Annotated in this window: 18 protein-coding genes; 10 read left to right on the plus strand and 8 right to left on the minus strand. The window is 42.6% G+C overall.

The annotated features are described in order from the left end of the window. Positions 1-4 precede the first annotated feature (4 nt). Positions 5-2122: a bifunctional 23S rRNA (guanine(2069)-N(7))-methyltransferase RlmK/23S rRNA (guanine(2445)-N(2))-methyltransferase RlmL gene (gene rlmKL / locus D3222_RS01320; protein ID WP_118984484.1), complete on the minus strand. Its 2118-nt coding sequence runs from the start codon at positions 2120-2122 to the stop codon at positions 5-7. 102 nt (positions 2123-2224) lie between these two features. On the opposite strand from rlmKL, the gene D3222_RS01325 reads away from it, so the two are divergent. From D3222_RS01325 to D3222_RS01335, 3 genes are all read left to right on the plus strand, one after another. Continuing rightward, complete coding sequence (locus tag D3222_RS01325) at positions 2225-3334, plus strand: YcbX family protein (protein ID WP_118984485.1); 1110 nt, start codon at positions 2225-2227, stop codon at positions 3332-3334. A gap of 290 nt (positions 3335-3624) precedes the next feature. Beyond that, positions 3625-4923, plus strand: a complete 1299-nt coding sequence (locus D3222_RS01330; RefSeq protein ID WP_118984486.1) for a glycosyltransferase — start codon at positions 3625-3627, stop codon at positions 4921-4923. A 227-nt stretch (positions 4924-5150) separates the two neighbouring features. Continuing rightward, positions 5151-6446: a nucleotide disphospho-sugar-binding domain-containing protein gene (locus tag D3222_RS01335; protein ID WP_118984487.1), complete on the plus strand. Its 1296-nt coding sequence runs from the start codon at positions 5151-5153 to the stop codon at positions 6444-6446. A 348-nt stretch (positions 6447-6794) separates the two neighbouring features. Here the strand turns inward: D3222_RS01335 and D3222_RS01340 are convergent, their stop codons facing one another. The 3 genes from D3222_RS01340 to pepN form a co-directional block, all read right to left on the minus strand. Then, entirely contained in the window at positions 6795-7340 is a 546-nt protein-coding gene (locus D3222_RS01340) for a cell division protein ZapC (protein ID WP_118984488.1), read from the minus strand. Positions 7341-7656: 316 nt separating this feature from the next. Continuing rightward, on the minus strand, positions 7657-8667 hold the full coding sequence (gene pyrD, locus D3222_RS01345; RefSeq protein ID WP_118984521.1) for a quinone-dependent dihydroorotate dehydrogenase: 1011 nt from the start codon (positions 8665-8667) through the stop codon (positions 7657-7659). 283 nt (positions 8668-8950) lie between these two features. Beyond that, positions 8951-11563, minus strand: coding sequence for an aminopeptidase N (gene pepN / locus D3222_RS01350; protein WP_118984489.1), 2613 nt, complete (start codon positions 11561-11563; stop codon positions 8951-8953). 344 nt (positions 11564-11907) lie between these two features. Here pepN and pncB point away from each other — a divergent pair, with 344 nt between their 5' ends. The 6 genes from pncB to D3222_RS01380 all read left to right on the plus strand — a co-directional run bounded on the left by pncB (position 11908) and on the right by D3222_RS01380 (position 19690). Continuing rightward, positions 11908-13122, plus strand: a complete 1215-nt coding sequence (gene pncB / locus D3222_RS01355; protein ID WP_118984490.1) for a nicotinate phosphoribosyltransferase — start codon at positions 11908-11910, stop codon at positions 13120-13122. A 204-nt stretch (positions 13123-13326) separates the two neighbouring features. Then, the gene (gene asnS, locus D3222_RS01360) at positions 13327-14727 is read left to right on the plus strand and encodes an asparagine--tRNA ligase (protein WP_118984491.1); all 1401 of its coding nucleotides are present in this window, start codon (positions 13327-13329) and stop codon (positions 14725-14727) included. A 337-nt stretch (positions 14728-15064) separates the two neighbouring features. Next, positions 15065-16210, plus strand: a complete 1146-nt coding sequence (locus tag D3222_RS01365; RefSeq protein WP_118984492.1) for a porin — start codon at positions 15065-15067, stop codon at positions 16208-16210. 502 nt (positions 16211-16712) lie between these two features. Further along, complete coding sequence (gene ompC / locus D3222_RS01370; protein WP_304598664.1) at positions 16713-17876, plus strand: porin OmpC; 1164 nt, start codon at positions 16713-16715, stop codon at positions 17874-17876. A 235-nt stretch (positions 17877-18111) separates the two neighbouring features. After that, positions 18112-19302, plus strand: coding sequence for an amino acid aminotransferase (locus tag D3222_RS01375; protein ID WP_118984493.1), 1191 nt, complete (start codon positions 18112-18114; stop codon positions 19300-19302). Positions 19303-19477: 175 nt separating this feature from the next. After that, positions 19478-19690 carry a VOC family protein gene (locus D3222_RS01380; protein ID WP_118984494.1) on the plus strand — a complete coding sequence of 71 codons (213 nt, stop codon included), beginning with the start codon at positions 19478-19480 and terminating at the stop codon, positions 19688-19690. A 65-nt stretch (positions 19691-19755) separates the two neighbouring features. On the opposite strand, the gene D3222_RS01385 is transcribed toward D3222_RS01380, so the two are convergent. The 4 genes from D3222_RS01385 to D3222_RS01400 all read right to left on the minus strand — a co-directional run bounded on the left by D3222_RS01385 (position 19756) and on the right by D3222_RS01400 (position 23787). Next, positions 19756-20403 carry an MBL fold metallo-hydrolase gene (locus tag D3222_RS01385; RefSeq protein WP_118984495.1) on the minus strand — a complete coding sequence of 216 codons (648 nt, stop codon included), beginning with the start codon at positions 20401-20403 and terminating at the stop codon, positions 19756-19758. A 45-nt stretch (positions 20404-20448) separates the two neighbouring features. Then, positions 20449-20997, minus strand: a complete 549-nt coding sequence (locus tag D3222_RS01390) for a YcbK family protein (RefSeq protein ID WP_118984496.1) — start codon at positions 20995-20997, stop codon at positions 20449-20451. 92 nt (positions 20998-21089) lie between these two features. Then, positions 21090-22814, minus strand: a complete 1725-nt coding sequence (ldtD, locus tag D3222_RS01395) for a L,D-transpeptidase (protein ID WP_118984497.1) — start codon at positions 22812-22814, stop codon at positions 21090-21092. Between the two features lie 298 nt (positions 22815-23112). Then, complete coding sequence (locus D3222_RS01400) at positions 23113-23787, minus strand: TetR/AcrR family transcriptional regulator (RefSeq protein WP_118984498.1); 675 nt, start codon at positions 23785-23787, stop codon at positions 23113-23115. 162 nt (positions 23788-23949) lie between these two features. Between D3222_RS01400 and D3222_RS01405 the strand changes: the two genes are divergently transcribed. Then, on the plus strand, positions 23950-25263 hold the full coding sequence (locus D3222_RS01405; protein WP_118984499.1) for an FAD-dependent oxidoreductase: 1314 nt from the start codon (positions 23950-23952) through the stop codon (positions 25261-25263). Positions 25264-26492: the final 1229 nt, after the last annotated feature.

Below are 26492 nucleotides of genomic sequence, written 5' to 3' on the forward strand. Positions count from 1 at the left end.
GTAATTATTTTTCCTCACCAGCATGACGTAATAGCCAGCAGTTGTGAATCTGACGGTTGCGGGCAAAATCCTGCGACTGGGTTTTACGGGTGATTTCTTCCGCCACCAAGCCAACTTTTTCCAGCTCAGCAAAATCCATTTTAAAACCACGTTTATTATTAGAGAACATCAGCGTTCCCCCACGACGCAACAAGCGCTTAAGCTGTCTCATCAACATGATATGGTCGCGTTGTACATCAAATGTATCTTCCATTCGTTTAGAATTGGAAAAAGTCGGCGGATCAATAAAAATCAAATCAAACTGTTCATTGGCTCGTGCCAACCAAGCGAGACAATCTGCCTGAATCAACCGATGCTGACGCCCTGTTAATCCATTAGCCTGTAAGTTCCGTTCAGCCCATTCAAGATAAGTGCGAGACATATCAACCGTCGTTGTTGAACGCGCGCCTCCTAATCCAGCATGTACCGTCGCTGCTCCGGTATAAGCAAACAGATTCAGAAAATCTTTTCCTTCACTCATTTCACCTAGCATTTTCCGGGCAATACGATGATCAAGGAACAAGCCAGTGTCCAAATAGTCAGTTAAATTGACCCAGAATTTTGCGTCATACTCATTTACCAGAAAGAATTCCTGTTTTTCCGCCATTCTTTCATACTGGCTTTTGCCTTTCTGACGCTGACGAGTTTTAAGTATTAATTGATTTGATGAGAGTCCGAGAATTTGCATCGTTGCACTGATAACATCGAATAAACGCTGACGCGCTTTATTAGCATCAACACTTTTCGGCGGAGCATATTCCTGAATCACTACTTTATCCGCATAACGGTCAACAGCCACATTGTATTCTGGCAAATCAGCATCATACAAACGATAACAATTAATTCCTTGCTGTTTTGCCCAATGGGTTAATTTCTTTTCATTTTTGCGCAGACGGTTGGCATAATCTTCCGCCACATTCACCTCTGATGAATGCGGTTTATCTGACAACTGATAATTTTTCTGTACGCAATCCAGTGGACCATTTTTAGCTTTAAACTCACGTTCAGCCCGTAATTGCAGACAACTCAGCAATTCAGGTGACTCACTGAATAGCGACAGGCGCCAGCTAGGGAAACGGCTTTTCATGATCCGCCCAAACAAACTATGTAGTGCAATCAATGCCGGCTCACTTTCCAAACGCTCACCATAAGGTGGATTACTTAATACTGTTCCAGCCGGGCCTTCTGGTAACGGATTTTCCAGACGACTGGCATCACCTTGCTGGAAAGTTATCAACCGTGCAACCCCTGCTCTACGAGCATTTGACCGAGCCATATCCAGCACTCGGCGATCAATATCAGAACCAACAAAACGGCAAGTGGTCTCCTGAAGACCTTTACGAAAACGGATCTGCGCTTCCGTGGTCACCTCACGCCAAATTGCTTCATCATGTTTTAACCAGGCAGTGAAGCCCCAATGATCACGATGTAAACCCGGAGCACGATCAGCCGCCATCATCGCGGCTTCAATCAATAATGTGCCTGAACCACACATAGGATCGACCATCGGAGTACCAATCTGCCAGCCTGAACGTAAAATAATCGCCGCAGCCAGATTTTCTTTCAGCGGAGCCTGACCCGCAAGATCGCGATAACCTCGGATATGCAAACCATCACCACTCAAATCCAATGCAATACTGGCTTTCTCTTTATTTAGGAAAACATTAATACGAACATCCGGTTGCTGCTTTGCCACATTCGGGCGTTGATCCAACTTACGAATAAAACTATCGACAATGGCGTCTTTAACTTTTAACGCACCATATTGCGTGTTACGTATCTCTTCATTTGTACCACTGAAATGCACAGAGAAAGTGCTATGTACAGAAAAAACCTGGCTCCAATCAATTGACTGAACCCCAAGATAGAGATCTAAATCGCTATAAACATTAAATTCGTTTAGCGGTAGTAAAATACGTGATGCCAGCCTGCTCCACATCAGACTTTTATACATCACTAGACCATCACCTTGAAAATGAACTCCACCTTGCACAATCTTGCATGATTGCGCACCCAGCATTTCCAGTTCGTTCTTCAACAATTCTTCTAATCCACGCGCCGTGCTGGCAAACAAAGAGTTCATATGACATATCACCAAAAAGAAAATTGTCACGCATTATAGCCAATCCGGGTGACATGTCATAAAGTTGCTCATGTCAGAAAAATGTTTTGTGGAGATTAATGGATGATCACGCTGTCTCGCCTGTATACCCACCCAGTGAAATCCATGCGTGGTTTGCAACTTTCCCATGCATTAGTCAGTGAAAGTGGCCTCATATTTGATCGCAATTTTATGGTCACAACGACAGATGGAACTTTTATCACTGCCCGTAAGTACCCGCAGATGCTGTTATTTACTCCTGCTATGTTAAATAATGGTATTTATTTGTGCGCACCCAATGGAGAAAACACCACGATACTTTACCGTGATTTCCTACCTGAACAGCAACCCACGGAAGTATGGGGCAACCATTTTACAGCCCTCATTGCACCAGAAACCGTTAACCAATGGCTAAGTAGTTTCTTTGACATTCCGGTGCAATTACGCTGGTTAAGCCATGAATTAACCCGCAGAGTAAAAAAACACCCTGAGATTCCATTATCATTCGCGGATGGTTATCCATTTCTGCTTATTAATGAAGCCTCATTTCATTTATTACAACAACGTTGCCCGGCTAGTATTAAACTAGAGCAATTTCGCCCAAATATCGTCATTACTGGCGCAGAAGCATTTGCGGAAGATAGCTGGCAATCAATTCAAATTGGGGATGTTATTTTTGATTTACCTAAACCATGCAGCCGCTGTATTCTGACCACCGTCAGCATTGATAAAGGCATTAAAAACCCAAACGGAGAGCCATTAGCGACATTACAATCATTCCGTACAGCAGAAAACGGTGATGTCGATTTTGGTCAGAATCTCATTGCCCGTTCAAGTGGTATTATTCGAATCGGGGATAGTGTCACAGTATTAGCTAAAAAAGATCCGCATCAATATGGCAGCAGTGAAAAAGCTGAAGATATTGATATACCAAAAACAAATGAGCAATCCGTCATTATCAAATATAACGGACAAACTTTTACAGGTAACAATCAACAAATTATTTTAGAGCAACTGGAACAACAAGGAATAAGAATCCCTTATTCATGTCGGGCAGGCATATGTGGATGTTGTAAAATTTCTTTAATTAAAGGAGATGTTTTTCCTTTAAAAGCCACGGCAATTAAAGAAAATGGTCAAATCCTGGCTTGCTGTTGTATCCCAAAGAATAACCTTATTCTTAATAATAAATAATATGACGCATTAGCAGAAATATCTAAGCATGTAGAACAATTAATTCTTCAACAAAGAAGCGTTATCTAAACCCTAACTCCGTTATCATCCTCCCTATTTTGGCACTAACATAACCTAAAGGGAGGAGATTAATGAACCATGTTTCATAATTTCACCAAGAAATCAATCATATTGATTATTGCAATAATGAATTAATTATTACAATAATGAATTTATGACTACTATCATAAAATGATTACACTCTAATCAGGAGCTAAAGCAACTCAACCAAAACACAAAAGGAGTAAGTCATGGCACGTATCATCATTGCTGCAATCGCAACACCCGGACATGTCTATCCGATGTTGAAGATTGCTCAATCACTGATAGCACAAGGACATCAGGTAACCGTATTCACTGGTGCGTTATTTCGCCAACAGGTAGAAACTTTAAGCGCACAATTTGTCCCTTTTGATGAACGGATAGATTTTGACTACCGCCATTTAGAACAGCATTTCCCCGACCGTGCTCAACTTCCTCCGGGCAATGTGCAAATGGCACTGGCATTCAAGAATTTCTTCTCAGCTCCAATCCCACTTCTTGACCACCAATTACGGCAAATTATCCGTGAACAACAAGCAGATCTGCTGATAGCCGAGAACTGCTTTTATGGCATATTACCCCTGCTGCAAGAAGAAAAAACCCATCGCCTTCCAGTCATAGTCATTGGCATAACACCTCTGGCTTACTCTTCGAAAGATTCAATTTTCTGGGGACCACGTATCCCACCTGCGGTATTACCACCAGAATTGACACATGAACAGCTCGTCGATAAAGCCAACCAACAACTCATAGCCGAAGTGCAGGATAGCTTCAATGATTCATTAATCCAATCAGGAGGCTCTGCATTAACCAGACTTTTCAACGATGAAGTCATCTTTGGTGCTGATCGCTTTTTGCAACTCTCAACTCTGGCATTTGAATATCCACGAGAAGGATTGCCTGATACAGTCCATTTTATTGGGCCACTTCCCAACCCTGCACCGACAACGACATCACCTCAATTATGGGAAGAAGATGATCCACGTCCATTGGTTATAGTTACTCAGGGTACTATCTCCAATACCGATTTAAATCAGTTAATCCTCCCCACATTGCATGCACTGGCTACATTACCGGTACGTATATTGGCCACCACCGGTGGCAGATCGGTAGAAAAACTGAGTAAAGATCTACCTGAAAACGCGCGCGCCGAAGAATTTATTTCATTTGAGCACTGGCTGCCGAAAGCTTCATTGCTAATATCCAATGGGGGTTATGGAACCATTAATTATGCTCTCAGCCACGGAACACCATTACTCATTGCAGATGCAGGAGAAGGCAAGCAGGAAGCCGCTTTTCGTGTCGTATGGGCTGGATGCGGTATTAATCTGGATACAGCACATCCCACTGAATCTCAACTTAAGCAAACAGTAGAAAACATGCTGAGTACAGATTTATTTAAACAACGTGCACAAATTGTCCAAAAAGATTACGCAAAACATGATGCATTAGCAGCAATATCCCGTCACGTAGAACAATTGATTCTTGAACAAAGCCGCATTAACTAAACCCTAGATACCTCCGTCTTTCCTCTCCATTTTGGTGCTAACACAGACCGACAGGGAGAGGAAATCGGCATATTTCATTACATCATAAAAAAATCAATAACAGTTATTATTTGCATAATACATTATTATTACTACAATGAATTTATGACAGTAGTCATAAAATGATCACACCCTGAGTCAGGAGCTAGCTAGCGTAATTAAATCAAAACAATATAGAGGAGCAAGTTATGGCACGAATTGTCATTGCAGCGGTTGCAACACCCGGGCATGTCTATCCGATGTTAAAGGTAACTCAATCACTGATAACGCAAGGACATCAGGTAACTGTCTTCACTGGCGCGTTATTTCGCCAACAAGTAGAAGCTTTAAACGCACAATTTATCCCTTTTGATGAGCAAATAGACTTTGATTACCGCCACTTAAAGCAACGTTTTCCTGACCGAGCGCACCTTCCGCCAGGAAATCTGCAAATGGCACTCGCGTTTAAAGATTTCTTCTGTAGCCCAATCCCATTCCTCAACCGCCAACTACAACAAATCATCCATGAACAGCAAGCAGAATTACTTATAGCCGAGAATTGCTTTTATGGCATATTGCCACTGTTGCAAAAAGAAAAAGCTCATCGCCTTCCCGTGATCATAATTGGCATAACGCCTCTGGCTTACTCTTCGAAAGATTCAATTTTCTGGGGGCCACGTATCCCACCCGCACTATTACCATCAGAATTGACACATGAACAACTCGTAGATGAGGAAACCCGGCAACTAATAACCGAAGTGCAGGATAGCTTCAATGATGCATTAGCTCAGTCAGGATGCGCTACGTTAACCAGATTTTTCAACGATGAAGTCATTTTGGGCTCTGATCGCTTTTTGCAACTTTCAACCCTGGCATTTGAATACCCACGAGAAGGATTGCCTGATACAGTCCATTTTATTGGCCCACTCCCCAACCCCGCACCGATAACAGAATCACCTCAATTATGGGAAGAAGATGATCCACGCCCATTGGTTATAGTCACTCAAGGTACCATGTCTAATACCGATCTAAACCAGTTAGTTTTCCCCACATTGCGGGCACTGGCTACATTACCCGTGCGTGTATTAGCAACTACCGGTGGTAGATCAGTAGAAATACGGCCGGAAAACATACCCGACAACGCACGTATCGAAGAATTTATCTCATTTGAGCACTGGCTACCAAAAGCTTCATTGCTAATATCCAACGGGGGTTATGGAACCATTAATTATGCCCTTAACCACGGTACACCAGTGCTTATTGCCGATACAGGAGAAGGCAAACAGGAAACAGCATTTCGCGTCGTATGGGCTGGATGCGGTATTAATCTGGATACAGCACAACCTACTGAATCTCAGCTTAAGCAAACAGTGGAAAATATGCTACGTACAAACTTGTTTAAACAACGCGCACAAATCGTCCAAGACGATTACTCCAGTCACGACGCATTAGCAGCAATATCCCATCATGCAGAACAATTAATCTTCGAAAATCGTGCTAATTAACTTCATTATCTCTCCTCCCCATCTCGGAACTCATGTTATCCAGAGGGGGAGGAAATTATAAAAATGCTTCTTATCTATTTTTCACGCCTGATTCAAATGAGCAAGCCATAGCTATTACATATAATAGGCAAGTTTCTGTGATAATAGCCAACTGGAGATTTTAGAACACAAGAAAAAAGTGACTTACTCATAATCAGATGGGAAGATGTGAATGCGATAATATTTCCTCAAATGATAAAGAACAATTTTTTCAATTAAAAACCGTGATTATCTTCTGACTTGTCGCTCTATTTTCAAAAAGTGTCTTTACGCTTGGAAACCACAGAACCATGGGATCTTAAACCCAAATCAAATCGCAGTGCCATAAATTGGCATATAAATAGGTTCTACAAATGGCATCAATCGATCATTCATAATCTTAATTGGATCGCAAAAATTCATTACCCGATCAGATAACATCAATTGCGGTTGAGCTAGCAGACAAAGGCTCGCACTATCCCCAGCCTCTACGACTAAGAATATAGCACCTGTCCCGCAATCCTGGAGCTGTACCTGAATCAGTTCTCCTTGTACTGGCTTTTCTATCATGGCAAACCGGGAAAAATACCAGCTTCTTGGCATCTGTGGTTTAATAAAGCGGAAAGCCACTAACGCATTAAGAACTAATTCAGCCCTGGATTCATCTGAAATATTAATTCGGCGTGTCTGTTCTTCAAAACAATAATAAAGCGTCGCATCTTCTACAGAAAACGAAGTTTCTCCCATTGCATGGGGTATCAGCATCTTAGCAGGAAAACAGGAACGAAAAACCATACCATTAGACAGATCGAGCATTACACGGTCATGGTCAGCATCAAAATACCAACGCCATTGGTCATCGGGTTTAATGTTCATGAGTTATCCTTTTATACCCGTCATCTTTCAAGTTGCCTCTTTGTTGGCTGCACTCACTCACCCCGGTCACATAGTTATCTATGCTCACGGGGATTCGTTCCCTTGCCGTCGCGATGCATCTTGAAATCCATAGGGTATATGCCAGAAAAACTTACATCGCCAAACAGATTGTAAATAACTTGCCCGCTATTCAGTGAAATAAGTCCTGCCATAATTAAGAGATATGCGAAGATACAGATAAAATTTAGGTGATCAGAATGAATATAGACGAGTTGGGGGCAAAAATAAACCCCCAATGATAAATTAACAACAAGATTTAGATATGATTGACGATATCTTTGATTAATTTTGGACCATGATAGATAAATCCAGAGAAAATCTGTATTAAAGAAGCCCCAGCAGCTATTTTTTCTCTGGCCGCGGTGAGTGAATCTATTCCGCCAACACCGATAATAGGAATTTTACCTCTTAATTCTTGAGAGAGCTGACGAATAACTTCTGTACTACGTAACTGAACCGGTCGGCCACTTAACCCACCAGCTTGTTGGCAATAGTTAAGCCCTTCAACTAATCTCTTATCTAACGTTGTATTAGTGGCAATAGCACCATCGATATTATGACGAATTAAACTATCTGCAATTTGAATCAACTCTTCTTCAGAAAGATCTGGTGCGATTTTTACCGCAACAGGGATATATTTTTGGTATTTTTGCTGAAGTTCACCCTGTTTATTTTTAATCGCAGATAATAGATCATCCAACGCTTCGCCGTATTGCAGTGTTCTTAAACCCGGAGTGTTGGGCGAAGAGATATTAATCGTGATATAACCAGCGTGAGGATAAACTTTATCCATGCAGATTAAATAATCATCTTTTCCATGCTCTACTGGTGTATCTTTATTTTTGCCAATATTGATCCCAATAACTCCGCCATATTTTGCCTTTTTGACATTCTCCACCAGGTTATCAACACCAAGATTATTGAAGCCCATACGGTTAATTAACCCTTCTGCTTCGACGATACGAAATAATCTCGGTTTATCATTTCCTGCCTGAGCACGTGGGGTTACGGTGCCAATTTCAATAAAACCAAATCCCATTGCACCAAATGCATCAATACAATCGCCATCCTTATCAAGGCCCGCAGCCAGACCAAGGGGATTTTTAAATGACAGGCCCATACAAGTAACAGGCTTTGTAGCAACTGACTGGTGGATAAGAAACTCGAAAGGACTACCGGTAATACGTTTGAGCTGGCGGAAGGTTAATTCGTGTGCCCGTTCCGGATCAAGCTGGAACAACGCCTTCCTGATGAGAGAGTAATACATGCGATCTCCTGAGATCAAGATAACAGGGAGTGACTGCTGTAAATTAAGCGCCGGGCATCTTAATAAGATTTGATCCGAATGTAAACGGATAGCAAGCAGAAATTTATTTTCCAAGAAAATAGGGCAAAAAGAATATCGGGCTAAATAACCATTAGCCCGATAAATAACTATACCCTTCATCTTTCAAGTTGCTGCTTTCACTCACCCCAGTCACATAGTTACCTATGTTCCTGGGGATTCGCTCACTTGCCGCCGCGCTGCAACTCGAAATCTATTAGGTATATCAGCTTTCTAACGCCTTAGTGATTTTCTCAAACAGATCACCAGACAGATTTTCCAATTCTTTTAACTGCTCCAACGCACTACACATCATATTTTGACGTTTTTCATCATAACGTTTCAGGCGAATCAGCGGCTCAATCAAACGGGAAGCAACCTGTGGGTTACGGCTGTTAAGATCAGTCAAAATTTCCATCAGAAATTGATAACCCGTGCCATCTTCAGCATGGAATGCAACCGGATTGTTAACAAATGTCCCAATCAGAGCACGCACCCGGTTTGGGTTACTCATACTAAATGAACGATGATTCAGAAGATTGCGTACATTAGCCAGAATATCTGCTGCCGGGCTACTTGCCTGTAAGCTAAACCATTTATCCATCACCAAGCCATCCTGATGCCATTGTTCATCAAACTCCGCCATGAGTTGATCACAGCAAGGTAACTCTGCCAGCACCGCGCCAGATAATGCCGCTAGTGCATCGGTCATATTGTCAGATTGATGATATTGATTTGATACCACTTTATCAGCCTGCTCTTGATGACCAAAAGCCAGATAATATAGACAAATATTACGCAGAGAGCGCTTAGCAATATCCTGATGAGCGACGCGATATGCACCGATATTGATAGCGTTATAGACCACCGCAAATTCATCAGCCATTTCCTGAGCCAAAGTACGGGTGATTGCATCCAAAACTTCATGAATCGCTTTAGGATCAATAATCGTAAACAGTTCTGCTATTTCACTTTCTGATGGTAAAGCCAGAATATGAGCCGCCAGAGCCGGATCAATATCTTTATCCAATAACACCGCGCGGAAAGCATCCACTACATGCATTGGCAGTTCGATCGGCTGCTTCTGCTGGTAACGGATAATATTCAGTTTGATATAGTTTGCCATCAACGACTGAGCCGCATCCCAACGTGAAAACGCATTGCGGGCGTGTTTCATCAAGAATGCCAATTGCTGATCACTGAATTTGTAATCCAGTTTCACTGGTGCCGAGAATTCCCGTAATAAAGAGGGAACCGGCAGTGATGGCACATCATCAAATACAAACGTCTGCTCTGCGTTAGTCACATTCAATACATGGTGAACCGGTTGACCATCATAACGTAACGGGATCACATGACCTTTGCTGTCATAAAGCTCAATATCCAGGGGAATATGCAGAGGCTGCTTCTCTTTTTGATCGGCGGTAGGTGGTGTCATCTGGCTGACATGCAGCTTATATTGCTGCTTTTCTGCATCATATTCATCGCGGACTGTTAATACTGGTGTACCAGACTGGCTATACCAGCGGCGGAAAAGTGACAAATCCACATTTGATGCATCTTCCATTGCCTGAACAAAATCATCACATGTTGCAGCACTACCATCATGACGATGGATATAAAGCTGCATCCCTGCCTGGAATTGCTCTTCGCCTAGCAGGGTATGAATCATACGGATAACTTCCGCGCCCTTCTCATACACAGTCAGGGTATAGAAATTATTCATCTCAATCACTTTATCCGGGCGAATTGGATGGGCCATTGGGCTGGCATCTTCCGCAAACTGTGCCGAACGCATAACACGCACATTATTAATACGATTAACAGAACGAGAGCCAAGATCAGAGCTAAATTCCTGATCACGGAATACCGTCAATCCCTCTTTTAAACTCAGTTGGAACCAATCGCGACAAGTAATGCGATTCCCGGTCCAGTTATGGAAATATTCGTGGCCGATCACCGCTTCTATATTAAGGTAATCTTTATCAGTCGCGGTTTCAGATTTTGCCAGCACATATTTGGAGTTAAAGACATTCAGCCCTTTATTCTCCATAGCGCCCATATTAAAGAAATCCACCGCAACAATCATATAAATATCGAGGTCATATTCAAGGCCGAAACGGGTTTCATCCCACTTCATCGCATTTTTCAGGGAAGTCATTGCCCAATCGGCCCGATCGAGATTGCCACGATCAACAAACAACTCCAATGCAACTTCACGGCCACTACGCGTCGTAAAAGTATCGCGCAACACATCAAAATCACCCGCGACCAGAGCAAACAGATAACATGGTTTTGGGAATGGATCTTGCCATTTCACCCAATGACGCCCATCATCGGTTTCTCCCTGCTCAACCCGGTTACCGTTTGAAAGCAGGTACGGATACTTGGCTTTATCGGCTGTAATACGCGTTGTAAAACGAGCCAATACATCAGGCCGATCAAGATAGTAAGTAATGTGGCGAAACCCTTCTGCTTCACACTGAGTACAAAGTGCATCACCAGAAACATACAAGCCTTCCAGCGCCGTATTTTTCGATGGATGGATCTCATTGACAATTTTCAAAGTGAACCGAGCCGGCAACTGCTCAATGACTAGCGCCCCCTCCTGTTCACGGTAATGCGCCCACGGTTGACCATTCACATGAAGACTTTTCAGTGTCAAGTCTTCACCATCCAACACTAATGGCGTTATTTCGTGACTCAGACGTTTTATCTGGCTGATTGCGGTGATTTCCGTGTTATCGGCATCAAGATTAAAATCGAGTTCAATATCAGAAATCGTATAGTCGGGAGCGCGATAATCCCGGCGGTACTTAGCTTGTCGCTGTTGTGTCATAAGAAACCTTTTTGTTTCATGCCTGATGGAATTAATTTAATACTAGGTCTTACGCTGCCATAGAAAGAGGTTGAATTTCAAGAGTGAAACGCACCTTCCGGCGTTTAACATTCATTAAGAACGAGTATGATGTTATGTAAGGAATATGTTTACTCTCTGGTGCTTGTTATCACTTAATGACCAAATAACATGATAACATTTAACCAAAGACTCTCTTTAGCTTCGATATTTTGGTGAACTATATGACATTATGTGACTTCAATAACAAAATAATCCCGGTATACTCTTCCAACTTTATCGATTTAGCTAATACGAATACGCTCCGTGAGGATGCATAACGCGCTATGACACTAGACGCTACTCCAATTATTAAATCACTGCTTGATACTGACGCTTATAAACTTCATATGCAACAAGCAGTGTACCACCGCTACAGCCACATTCCTGTTGTTGCAGAGTTTCGCTGCCGCGGCGACGAACTGCTAGGTGAATATGCCACGGAATTACGTCATCAAGTTAATATGATGGCTGATCTGGCATTAACCGATGCTGAATTTAATTACCTTTCCAGTCTGCCTTTTTTCAAGGCTGATTACCTGGGCTGGTTAAAAACCTTTCGTTTTAACCCACGGCAAGTCAATATTTCTGTTACAAATGGTGGCCAATTAGCTATCCATATTTCAGGATTATGGCATGAAGTGATTATGTGGGAAGTCCCATTACTGGCGTTAATCAGTGAATTAATTCATCGTCATCACTTACCAGATAACGCAGTGGAAAATGCAGTCAACCAGCTACGCAAGTTGATCAAACTGTTCTATCAAAATGCTGAAAATGAAGGAATCGATCTCTCCAGTTTCAAACTGATGGATTTCGGTACACGCCGTCGCTTCTCACACCGTGTTCAACACGCTGTCGTCAGTGATCTGCAACAGCATTTCCCTTATCTGATTGGCACTAGCAATTACCAACTTGCACAACAGCTTGGGCTCCCTCCGGTTGGCACACAAGCGCATGAATGGTTTCAAGCTCATCAGCAAATCAGCCCGGATCTGGCTGGCAGTCAACGAGCAGCATTACAGAGTTGGCTGAAAGAATATCCTAACCAATTAGGTATTGCCTTGACTGACTGCATTACAATGGACGCTTTCCTGCGGGACTTTGATGCCCAATTTGCCAAAAATTATCAAGGCTTACGCCATGATTCGGGTGATCCCGTTCAATGGGGTGAAAAAGCGATCGCCCACTATCAAAAACTGGGTATCGATCCAATGACGAAGACCCTGGTGTTCTCTGACAGCTTGGACTTCCAAAAAGCGCTAGCGCTCTATCGTCATTTCCACAACAGAATAAACCTGATTTTCGGTATCGGTACACAGCTCACCTGCAATATTCCAGGGGTTAAGCCACTGAACATCGTCATCAAACTTGTCGAGTGTAATGGCAAACCAGTCGCAAAGCTTTCAGACAGCCCAGGTAAAACCATTTGTGAGGATAACGAGTTTGTTAACAAGCTACGTGCCGCTTTTGATATACCCCAAGTTAAACAAGCTTGTTAACCCAGATTTCATTCAGAAATACCACTGTGCTGTTGGCAGATAAGGCTGCGGCACATCTGAAAAGCACTCTTTCTCTACTATTTCACCGTTTAAATTGATGATTTCCCCTTGTTTCCTGAAACAGGGCAAGTAACATAGAATAAGTTGCCCCTTGTGGGGATATTCATTTTCATAAACTTGAACTGATAAAGAAGAGAGAAATCTATGAGCGTAGCGCCTGTAGTCGACGTACTGCAAGGCCGGGTTGCGGTTGATAGTGAAATCACCGTTCGCGGCTGGATACGTACAAGGAGAGATTCTAAAGCTGGCATCTCTTTCCTCACCGTCCATGACGGTTCCTGCTTTAATCCATTACAGGCCGTCGTTAATAATAATTTACCCAATTATCAGGATGAAGTTCTGCATTTAACTACCGGCTGTTCTGTCGAAGTGACCGGGACGGTTGTTGCTTCCCAAGGTCAAGGGCAGAGCTTTGAATTGCAAGCGACGAAAGTCGTGGTGATCGGTATGGTTGAAGATCCCGACACCTACCCAATGGCAGCTAAACGCCATAGCATTGAATACCTGCGTGAAGTGGCTCACTTGCGTCCACGCACTAACCTGATCGGTGCTGTTGCCCGTATGCGCCATACTCTTGCTCAAGCGCTACACCGTTTCTTCCACGAAAATGGTTACTTCTGGGTTTCTACCCCATTGATCACGGCTGCTGATACAGAAGGCGCTGGCGAGATGTTCCGCGTCTCCACGCTGGATCTGCAAAACCTGCCTTTAACTGACAAAGGTGAAGTGGATTTCAACCAAGATTTTTTCGGCCGTGAAGCTTTTCTGACTGTATCCGGCCAATTGAACGGTGAAGCATACGCTTGTGCATTAAGCAAAGTTTACACATTCGGCCCGACTTTTCGTGCTGAAAACTCTAATACCAGCCGCCATCTGGCAGAATTCTGGATGCTTGAACCGGAAATTGCTTTCGCCAACCTCAACGATGCCGCCTCACTAGCTGAAAAGATGTTGAAATATGTTTTCAAAGCTGCATTGGCAGAGCGCGCTGACGATCTACAATTCTTCGCTGAACGCGTAGATAAAGATGTTATCACCCGCCTGGAAAAATTTATCAATTCTGACTTTGCTCAGCTTGATTACACCGATGCCATTGAAATTCTGCAAAACTGCGGCCAGAAATTTGAAAATCCAGTCTTCTGGGGAGTTGACCTTTCTTCGGAACATGAACGTTATCTGGCAGAGAAACATTTCCAAGCCCCGGTTGTGGTGAAAAACTATCCAAAAGATATTAAAGCCTTCTATATGCGAATGAACGACGACGGTAAAACTGTCGCGGCAATGGATGTGCTTGCCCCAGGCATTGGCGAAATTATCGGTGGCTCACAGCGTGAAGAGCGTCTGGATATGCTGGATAAGCGTATGGAAGAGATGGGGCTTAATAAAGAAGATTACTGGTGGTACCGTGATCTACGTCGTTACGGCACCGTACCTCACTCCGGGTTCGGACTGGGCTTTGAACGTCTGGTTGCTTACGTGACTGGCGTGCCAAATGTACGTGATGTCATCCCATTCCCCCGCACACCAAGAAGCGCAAACTTCTAATGAATGCGTAAAATAAACATTAAAAAACGATTATGTATAAAGCCAGCAAAAGCTGGCTTTTTTTATTCTTCCAATTCAATACACGATCAAAAATTCTATTACATTTACATTTTGCAATATATTATTTTCACTTTATTACAAAAACCGTCACTTTGTATCAATTTAATGATGGATAAAAGCCACGACTAATGAAAAACTGTGCCCCGAATCGGACAACACAATATTTTCATAAATAATTTCAACGAGTTTCTTAAAGGAATTATTTCTGTCAGTAACAGATGTCCGAATAACGCCAATACTGGTCATTAACGATAGTAATTAAATGAAGGTAACAATAATGAAGGGTAGTATCCTTTCCGTGGTCATTCCAGCACTATTAACTGCTGGTGTAGCAAATGCCGCTGAAATTTATAACAAAAACGGTAATAAACTGGATCTCTATGGCAAAGTTGATGCACGTCATCAATTCGCTAAAATTACCGAAAAATCAGATACAGACCCTACCTATAGTGAGGATGGTGATGCAAGCTATGTTCGTCTGGGTTTCAGAGGTGAAACCCAAATCAATGACCAACTGACCGGTTATGGTCGTTGGGAATACAATATTCAAGCTAACAAAGCTGAGGCAAACAATTCCGAAGGTAATCAAACCCGTCTGGGCTTCGCTGGTCTAAAATGGGCTAAATATGGTTCTCTGGACTACGGTCGTAATTACGGTGTTCTCTATGACGTCAATGCCTGGACTGATGTACTGCCAGTATTCGGTGCTGACTCCATGTCGCAAGCTGACACCTACATGACTAATCGTGCTACCGGTGTCTTGACTTATCGCAATACAGATTTCTTTGGCTTGGTTGATGGTCTGAACTTTGCCCTACAATACCAAGGTAAGAACGACGAAGACAGCAAAAACGGCCGTAATTCACTTCATAAACCCGGTGATCGCATCAAGCCCAACGGTGGTAGTAACGGCGACGGTTTCGGCCTCTCTGTGACTTATGATATCGGTAATGGTATCAGCTTAGGAGGAGCCTACTCCAATTCTGACCGCCCTATTACACATGAAAGGCTCGTGACATCTGTCGCTCGTGGTGAAAGGGCTGAGGCATGGAACGTTGGCGCCAAATATGATGCAAACAACCTATATCTGGCGGCCATGTATGGCGAAACTCACAATATGACCTCTTTTGGCTACCAAGATGTTGTCTCCGCCAAAACTCGTAATATCGAATTAACTGCCCAATATCAGTTGGATTCTGGCCTGCGCCCATCTCTGGCATATGTTCAATCCAGGGGAACAACTTTTTTCACTCATCAGAACTGGGTAAAATATATCTCTATTGGTTCTTATTATAATTTTAACAAAAGTTTGTCTGCCTATGTTGATTACAAAATCAACTTAGTACATGACACCCCCTTCACCAAATATCTCGACGTCAACACGAATAACGCTGTGGGCGTAGGTTTGGTATATCAATTCTAACAGTCTGAAATAAATTAGGTAGATTAATAGAAAATCCAATCAACATGTTATGGTGCTCACTTAAAGTGAGCACCACTTTTTCAAGAATAATCATTATCAGGTATCTGTTAAAAAATGGTATATAACACATCGACAAGCATATCAGTAAGTTACATATAAGAAATAGAATTGACGAAATAAACACCAATTTTACTCTTTTTATTAAGATCAACAGGTAATTTTCTTCCGCCACTGACTGCGAGTCATTTTTCATTTTTTTGATCAACTGGACCAACCAGAGATTAAAAAATAATCTCACATTTACATTTTGAAACACTTTGTTTCACATTTTTACTAAATTTTCTTTTTTATAGCATTTTGTGAGTGGATAAAAATAACAACCAATGAAACACTTGACAGCGAAACAGACGACACTAAACTCTCACAAATAGTTCCGTAGATTTTTAAAGAATTATTTTTGGCAGTGGCAGGTGTCCGAATAACACCAATGAGGGTAATAATAATGATGAAACGCAATGTTCTTGCAGTAGTAATCCCAGCTCTGTTAGCTGCTGGCGCAGCAAATGCGGCTGAAGTTTATAACAAAGACGGCAACAAACTGGATCTGTATGGTAAAGTTGAAGTCCGTCACCAATTCGCTAACAACAAAAGTAGCGAAGATGGCGATAACTCCTTCGCTCGTCTGGGTTTCAAAGGTGAAACTCAAGTTAATGACCAACTGACCGGTTTTGGCCGTTGGGAATACAATATCAAAGGTAACCGTGCAGAAGGTACTGACGAAGAAACCAAAACTCGTCTGGCTTTCGCTGGTTTGAAACTGTCCGACTACGGTTCACTGAACTATGGCCGTAACTACGGTGTGGTTTATGACGTCAACGCTTGGACCGATGTGTTGCCAGTATTTGGTGGCGACTCAATGGCTCAGACTGACAACTTCATGACTGGCCGTTCTACTGGTCTGTTAACTTACCGTAATAACGATTTCTTCGGTCTGGTCGATGGTCTGAATTTTGCTCTGCAATATCAGGGTGAAAATAGTGAAAACACTGCTAATGGCCGTATCGACCGTAAAGACAACGGTGATGGCTACGGTTTCGCTGCAACCTATGACGTAGGTTACGGTATCAACGTCGGTGGTGCATACTCTAACTCTGCCCGTACTTCCGCACAAAAAGGGACTTCTAAGTCCGCTGAGTATGGGTCTGCCGCATTAGGTGATCGCGCTGAAGCATGGAACATTGGTGCCAAGTACGATGCTAACAACATTTACCTGGCTGCCATGTACGGTGAAACCCGCAACATGACCCGCTTCGGTGGAAAAGTTGGTGACGACAATAGAGAAAATATCGCCAACAAAACCCAGAACATTGAATTGACTGCTCAATATCAGTTCGATTTCGGTTTACGTCCATCCATAGCTTATGTTCAATCTAAAGGTAAGAGCCTGAACGACGATGCTGGTCATCTCAATGCGGCAGGCAAGAAAGTATCTAGTAGTAATGATCTAGTTAAATATATCTCAGTCGGTACTTTCTACCACTTCAACAAAAACTTGACTACCTATGTTGATTACAAAATCAACCTGCTGGATAGCAATGAACTCACCAAAGGTAGTGGTATCAACACTAATAACGTTGTTGGCGTAGGTATGGTTTATCAGTTCTAATTACTCTGTTAATAAATAGATTTAGCTGAACAAGTTAAGCATCATGAAAAGAAAGCAGCGCTTATGTGCTGCTTTTTTAGCCTTATGTTTTCTCTCTACTATTCCAACTTTTTCTCACTCCGCAAACTGCCTCACAAGATTATCTTCTTTTTACGACAAATAGTTGGCAAACTGTTTTAGCAACGTTAACCTGACTACCCTTTTGGGCTTAACTCTGAGCTTTGGAATTACAAACATGTTTGAGAAAATTACCGCAGCGCCTGCCGACCCTATTCTTGGCTTAGCCGATAGTTTCCGTTCTGATCCTCGTACAAATAAAATCAACCTTGGTATCGGTGTCTATAAAGATGAAACAGGAAAAACCCCTATCCTGACCAGTGTTAAAAAAGCTGAACAATATTTACTGGAAAACGAAACAACAAAGAATTATCTGCCGATTAGCGGTTTAGCTGAATTTGGCCGCGTAACTCAGGAATTACTGTTTGGCAAAGATCACCCAGTCGTCACAGATAAACGCGCCCGCACAGCACAAAGCCCTGGCGGTACAGGTGCCTTACGTATTGCTGCGGATTTCATCGCCAAACAGACTAACGCTAAACGAGTTTGGATTAGCAACCCAACCTGGCCAAACCATAAAAACGTTTTTTCCGCCGCTGGCCTGGAAGTCTGTGAATATAAATACTATGACACTGAAAAACACATGCTGAATTTCGAAGGCATGCTGGCAAGCCTGGCTGAAACTCAAGCAGGTGATGTTGTTTTGTTCCACGGCTGCTGCCACAATCCGACGGGCATCGATCCAACCCCGGCACAATGGGCCAAACTGGCAGAAATGTCCGCGGAGAAAGGCTGGTTGCCTATTTTTGATTTCGCTTATCAAGGATTTGCCAAGGGCCTAAACGAAGACGCAGAAGGTCTACGTATTTTTGCGAAAAATCATGATGAACTGATTGTTGCCAGCTCTTACTCCAAAAACTTTGGCCTGTACAATGAACGTGTCGGCGCCTGTACTATTGTTGCTAGTGACGGTGATACAGCAGAAAAAGCATTTAGCCAGGCTAAAGCGATTATCCGTGCTAACTATTCCAACCCACCCGCTCATGGTGCATCTGTTGTCACCACCATTTTGTCAGATGAAGATCTGAAAGCGGCTTGGGAACAGGAACTGACCACCATGCGCGAACGTATTCAGCGTATGCGTCAACTGTTTGTCAATACTTTGCAGGAAAAAGGGGCAAAACAGGATTTCAGCTTTATCATTAGCCAAAATGGTATGTTCTCATTTAGTGGCCTGACAAAAGAACAAGTAGAACGTCTGCGTGAGGAATTTGGTATATACGCTGTCAGTTCCGGTCGTATTAACGTCGCTGGCTTGACGTTGGAAAATATGGCTCCACTGTGTGAAGCTATTGTTGCAGTACTCTAACTGCCCCAATAGGGCTATTTTTATTTGCCATTTTGAATCTGAGCAGTGCTCAAACTGCCTGCAACAATTACGCCTATTGAGGTAGGCACTGAGTTAACATTTACCTTATGAAAAAGTCGCTGAATTTCAGCGGCTTTTATCATTCAGAAGCTTCGACGTCCGACACAATTGCGATATGACTCTTATAGCTCAAACACCACTGCCCGGTTCTGCTGATTTATGTTTTATCAGCCTATCGTCCATGGATGAGATTATTCAATATCTGCAACAATATAAAGTTGAAATCCTTGAAGGGCCGGTTAAACGTACCGGAGCAAACGGAGCCATTATGTCCGTTTATTTCCGTGATCCGGATCAAAATCTCATTGAAGTCTCCAATCAGTTATAGTTGCTATCAAACAACTATCAGCCAGCCCTCAGATTGACACTTATTGACTATAACGTTACGTCACATCACCAACTTGGTACTTCATCCTGTAAAAATGGATTAGTCTGCCGCTCATAACCTAGCGTCGACATTGGCCCGTGCCCTGGAATAAATTCATAATCATCACCAAGTGGCAGAAGTTTATCTTTAATTGAGTTAATTAACTGCCGGTGATTACCGCGTGGAAAGTCACTACGCCCAACTCCCCCTTTAAATAGAACATCTCCCATATAAATCAGCTTATCTGCATGATTCACAAACACAACATGCCCCGGTGTATGCCCCGGACAGTGCAATACAGATAAATCAACGCCCCCCACCCGCAGCTCATCACCTTCATTTAACCAGCGATCAGGTTCAAATGATGGGCATTCTTCAATGCCGAACATCCGACTTTGAGCTTGCAAGCCTTCGATCCAGAAAGCATCTTCCTGCTGCGGTCCGTAGATCGGCACATTAAAATGCTTAGCGACTTCCGCCGTTGCACCAACATGGTCAAAATGACCATGAGTCAATAAAATCTGGGTCAATTTCAGACCACGACGTTCTATCTCGGCGATCAGTTTTTCTGCTTCACCGCCCGGATCAACAACTGCCGCTTCCTTACTCTCTTCGTTCCAAATAAGGGTACAATTCTGCATAAAAGCAGTAACAGGAATAATTTGGTATTTCATTATTTCATTTACTCCATAGTCAAAACAAAATAGTTACTCACCAGATTACCACGTCCTGACGGGACCTGTATCAATATGAACGAAATTACTGCGTGGATAGTATCCTACCCCTCCCGCTTTCATTTTCAGAGCAGCCTTACAGATACGACTAAGCTCAATACCTTCAATATGAAAATCCATCGCCCGCCCGCGAGTATGGTAACTCTGTTTAGCCACGCCTTTACTTTGCTTGCGCAACTGATTGTTGGTTACTAGTGAACGGTAACCAGAAATTAGTTGTACAGGCTTATTAATACCCATCATCATTTGCAGCAAATAAATCTGATCAAATAATTTAGGATCGATCGTTTTAATTCTATTTTGACGGTAATCCCGAAACAGATGATCCAAGCGAGCCAGCTCTTCTTTGTTGTAACGATAACCGTCAAAAAACTCAGCTTTGATCGTTTCACCCGTATGTAAGTTGTCAAAACGTAAAATTCGTGGGCGTGGAGTGGCTAGAGTCGCAAAAGTATGCCCCGGCAACAAACTCAAGCCTAAAGCAGCGGCTCCTGCACCAAGCCACTTGCGGCGATTATGATCGATTATATCCATGAAGAAACATCTACCCAAATTATGGAAAAAATAGGCCAACAAGCAATTGGTCACTGGTCACTATGACAATTAATAACAAAAATTAGTTGCGTTTAGTTTTGTAAAGGTAGCAACTTTGACAAAAACTGGGAGCCTTGTCTCACACTATTGTCGTAGTCATAAATATCGGTACGGTACTGAGGTACCCCCTGCTCATCTACCCAAGCAGTTAAATAATGCAAATAAACTGGAATACGCCGTGGGATGTTAACATAAACGGTATTGCCCTGTTTCAGGGTATTATTCACTCTACTCTGATGCCAACCTACATCTTCCAATAACATACTTGCTAATTCTGAAGCCTTGTTAACCCGTACACAACCAGAGCTGATCGCTCTGATATCTTTGTTAAACAGACTATGGTTCGGCGTATCATGCAAATAGATAGCATCAGAATTTGGCATATTAAATTTATAACGACCTAATGAGTTAGTCGGCCCCGGAGCTTGCCATATTCGATAAGGAAAGTTAGCAGGCGTGATCACGCTCCAATCAATAGTGTAAGGGTCGATTACACTGGCATCAGCACGCCAATTTGAAAAGATAACGTATCCTCGCTGTTGAAAATATCCGGGATCATCAACCGCCCGTGGTGCGATATCTTTTCTTGCCAGGCTAGTTGGCACACTCCAGGGAGGATTAATCACCACATTATTCAGCACACTACTCATAATGGGTGTCTTACGGCTTGGACGACCAACGATCACTTTCGAGCGCAACACTTCCTGATCATTAAGATAATAATGCAATGAATAATCGGGAATATTGACCATAATTCCCGTGGACACATCTCCTGGGATAATACGTAAACGCTGGATATTAAGCGCCATCAATCCTGCTCTGGTTTGAGGCGAAGTATTTAGCCAATCTCTTGTGCGTTTACCGATTACGCCATCCGGTGCCAACCCTTGCCAATGCTGGAAATTTTTTACCGCAGTCACCAGTTCAGGATCGTAGATATGATCTGATTGAGTGGTCAGTTCACTCAACATACCAAGACGAATAAGTATTTCCCTCAACACAGCGACATCAGAGCTACTCTGTCCCGGTTTTAGCGCACTTTTGTCAGCAAGCTGTGGCCACGGTTTACTATCAGCCAGTTGTTTCATCATCTCCTTGCGCATATTTTCATATTGAGGATGTTGTGGTGCCAGTGCCGCGACATAAGCGGCCACATTGTGATCGATAATAGCTTGCTGCCACTGATCTATAACGACTGGTGAAGGTAATACAATTTTGTATGGTATTTTGGATGGAATAGTGCGATAGAGCCAGCTTTGGCCCTGATGGCCGACATCTGAGACAAATTGTAAATAACCTAGCATAGCATCCGATAAGATGAGATCACGTCCCATCTGACTCAATTGAGCATCATTGAGTTCAATCAGCCATTGACCAAATTGCGGCTGAAACCCAGCCAATGCAAGTTCTGAAAGTTGTTGTTCAAAGCGTTGAACCGCGATTTTATCTTGCCACAAAGGTTGCATCTGGTTAGAGGAGTACAAACTAACCAACCGGTCAAAGAAAACGGGCTTAAGTTGGGCTGGTATCCAGCTTCGCAGCGTTTTACGACGTTCTGTTTCTGAAATTGTAGTAGTTTGAATGTGTACTTGTTCAGGCGTTGTTATCTCAGATATCTTTTCAATCTGCATTTTTGGCAGATTTTGAATATCACCTTCAATAAGCCTATTCTGATGATTAGCGAAAGCATATCCAGCTATTATCGATGCGCTACAAATAACCGAAATACACAGTGGCTTTATCGCTCTTTTTACCATATCAACATACCCACCTTCAGAATATTCTCATGAATTAATTTTAATTATGACAAATTCAGATTCTAATCAAAGAAAAACAACAAGTTATTTACATTGTAAACTATTTACCTACAAAGGAAATATAATAAGCCATCGCCAGCCAACCAAGCCAAAAAGACGCCAAAGCGTCTCGTCCATGTCTATATTCAAGGCATTCAACCCGCCTTCTTAACTCAGCAAAGAGACCTACCTGATAACAGGCAGGCCCTTAATTCAACGCTATTCCTACGATAATTTCTGGTTTACTACAGCGCGACTATCATGATGAAGAAGTGCTACCACATGAGGCAGTACCATATGCAGCGAGAAATGACTGAACAGCGATGGCAATGCGCTGAGATTTCTCCTCCGGGGTCGGTAAACCAATGCCCAAAGTAGCCTTAAGCCTTGGCATTCCAATGATGCCATCGATAAACACCTCTGCGGAGATTTTCGGGTCTACTATGTCCAATTTTCCCTCCTTCACCTTTCGTACCAGATATTCGACAAGAAAATCTACTATCTTTTTGACCCCCTTTTCATAATAGATTTTACCTAGTTGCGGAAAACGTTGGGCCTCCAGAGTTACCACCCGGTAATTCGCAATCATTGCTTCTGAAAGAATTACCGTGAAAACTTCCTCCGCAAAAATGGTTAACGCTTTCCCAATATCTGGTTCGGGATTCATGGTCTTGTCCAGACCGCCTTCAACTTCTTCTATCCTCTGCTTAACAACAGCGACTAACAGCTCTTCTTTAGAAGGGAATCGGCTATAATAGGTTCCCTTCGAAGCATTAGCACGTTTCGCCATCTCATTGATACTGGCACCATCAAAACCCCGTTCTGCAAATACTTGAGCAGCAATTTTTAACAGCTCGTTAACTCGTTCTCCTGAAATTCTAGAGTACGAACGGGTTCTTTTGTGATCTGTTTGGGCTTTAGGTGGATTTGTCATGTAAAAAAACCTAAATTTTTATTGGTACCGAACGGTACGGTATACTATTATTAAGACTATAGCAGTAACACAACCCGATGGCTGTGATCAAATGGTCCTGGCCAGCTACAGTCACCATGATTCTTTCAGAATCACATCGTACTACTTATGGAGAAAAAAGAAATGAACGTTGGAATAATTGGTTCAGGGATTGGTGGAGCATGCCTGGCACATGGCTTGCGCAAAAACGGAATAAAGGTGAAAGTCTATGAACGAGGCTCTGCTACGTCATCCATACTTCCCGGTTATGGAATTTACGTCGATACATTCGGCCAACAAGCAATGCAGGAATGCCTCCCGGAAACCAACTGGCTAACCTTTCAAAAGATTTCAAAGCCTGTTGGTGGACAGACAAGATTCTATGATGAGCATCTGCGTCTTCTTCTCGCAGCTCAGAGAGATATTCATCAGGAGGATGGACAAATCATTACCGAAGATCGGATGTCAATCAGCCGATCTGAACTGATAGAAGTACTAAACGAGGGGCTCTCAGATACCGTTCAATGGAACAAAACGTTCGAGCGTTATGAACACATGCAAAACGGTAAAGTCAGGCTTTTTTTCACCGATGGAAGTCACGAAGATGTTGATGTTCTTATTGGTGCGGATGGAAGCAATTCAAAAGTACGCAAGCAGTACCTCCCCGCGATAAAAAGGCTTGATATTGGTGTCACTCTCACCGTTGGACGTGTACGCCTTACTCCGGCTCTTGCTGCCTCATTACCTCCATATTTGCTGGATGGATCGCCCAACAATATTGTGCCTAAAAGCCCTGGTGGATTGTTTGTCTCTCTATGGCGTGCTCCGATCAATACTCAAGTAAAAGCCACATCGACAGAAATTGGTGATTTTGTCATGTGGGCCTATGCAGCAGCAACGAATAGCTATCCGAATACGATTACTGACTTTCCTGCTAAATCTCTGTGTGATCTGATCCGCTCCCGTATTGCTTCATGGGACCCAAACCTGCATACCCTGATTAAGCAGAGTGATATGGAAAACATCTCTGTGATTCCGTTACGCAGCATGGAGCATCTCTTACCCTGGCGCTCCAGCGCTGTCACTCTACTTGGCGACGCTATTCACAACATGACGCCAATGGTAGGAATGGGAGCAAACATAGCGCTTCGAGACGCACTTTTACTCACGCAGACGCTGGCTCGCGTAGCATCTGGTCAAGAAGAGTTAATCAAGGCGATTTCAGATTATGAACAACAAATGCGGACATATGCTAATGAAGCCGTTGAGATTTCGTTACGTACCGCGCTAAATGCAGCCGACCGCTCAATGATCAAGCGAATACTGTTTCGAACAGTACTTCGGGTTGCACAAACTTTACCTCCAATAAAGCGAGTGCTATTCCCGATAACAAAATCTGCCCAACACCAGGAAAAAATAAAATTAGGTACTACACATTCTTTTAGTAGTACGCAATAAAGAGGCTTTCACTTTACCGCCAGATAACTTAAATGAACGATTAGCAAAGAATTTGCTGTAATATTGCGTCGGCCCAAGAATAGAGTCTGGTTTTGGTAAATCAGTGAGAACTTCTTTTTTGAAAATAAAGACTTAATCAGGGAGATACGATTCTTTTCTATCGGATCGACCGGAAGATTTTTGTCTAAAAAAATAATAAAAATCCATGCCCGGATTATTAGGTGGGTTTTTGCCAAATTTACAATGGCTTAACTCCATATTATCCGGGCTACAAAACCTTATGAAATTATATATTTTTAAATCTATTTTATTCAAAAAATATGAATTAAATTAATTTACCATTTTATATGGTAGATTCACATAATAAGTTATTCCGATTATCGTGCTTTGCATTTAGATCCTTTAGGAGGATCGCCGATAAGAGGATTAAAGATGAAAAGGAATAAGCTGTTTTTAACCATTCTATCCCTGTTAAAAACCTGGCATTAATGGATGCCAATTTGCTTAATATATACCTAATAGATTTCGAGTTACAGCGCGGCGGCAAGTGAACGAATCCCCAGGAGCATAGATAACGATGTGACTGGGGTGAGTGAAAGTAGCCAACAAAGCAGCAGCTTGAAAGATGAAAGGTATAGTTAATCCTGTAAAAGGTTTTAATAGAATCTCATATTCTTGTTATTGGGTTAATACTATTATTTCGTCACTTCCTTTATCAGCTTAAAACTCGTTTTTCCTGACATTTTCTTTTCCAATATCAATATAGCATTGCGTTTTTTACCTACTTTAAACAATCTTTCATTACGATCTCTTACCTTTAATGATGAAATTTTCTACTGGCCTTTTCATCGTGGCAGCTCGTCCTTGCTCGATTGCCAGAGACCCTCACGCAAAAACTGAAAGAGTCATGGCTGGCGTAAGGAAACAACATCTCCATCCTTATCGTGATTTTCCGGCATTTAATATAATAGATTCCCCATTATCAGGATTAAAAAACCGATCGCTGATCACATTTCATACCATTCATTCTGACAGTCAATTAATTACACATTAGAATGGTTTAATGATGTAACTATTAAATCATCAATATTTCCTGTGGAAAGATGACCATTTTCTCACCGCAGCCTGACCGCAGAACCGGGTCACTTATTGGTCAGTCTCACTGACTTTGTCACACTTAAAGTAAACAAAAGGGAAAGTACGATGAGTAAACGCAGCAACTCCGTGGC

The organism is Photorhabdus sp. CRCIA-P01 (genome assembly GCF_003545805.1).
Classification (GTDB): domain Bacteria; phylum Pseudomonadota; class Gammaproteobacteria; order Enterobacterales; family Enterobacteriaceae; genus Photorhabdus; species Photorhabdus antumapuensis.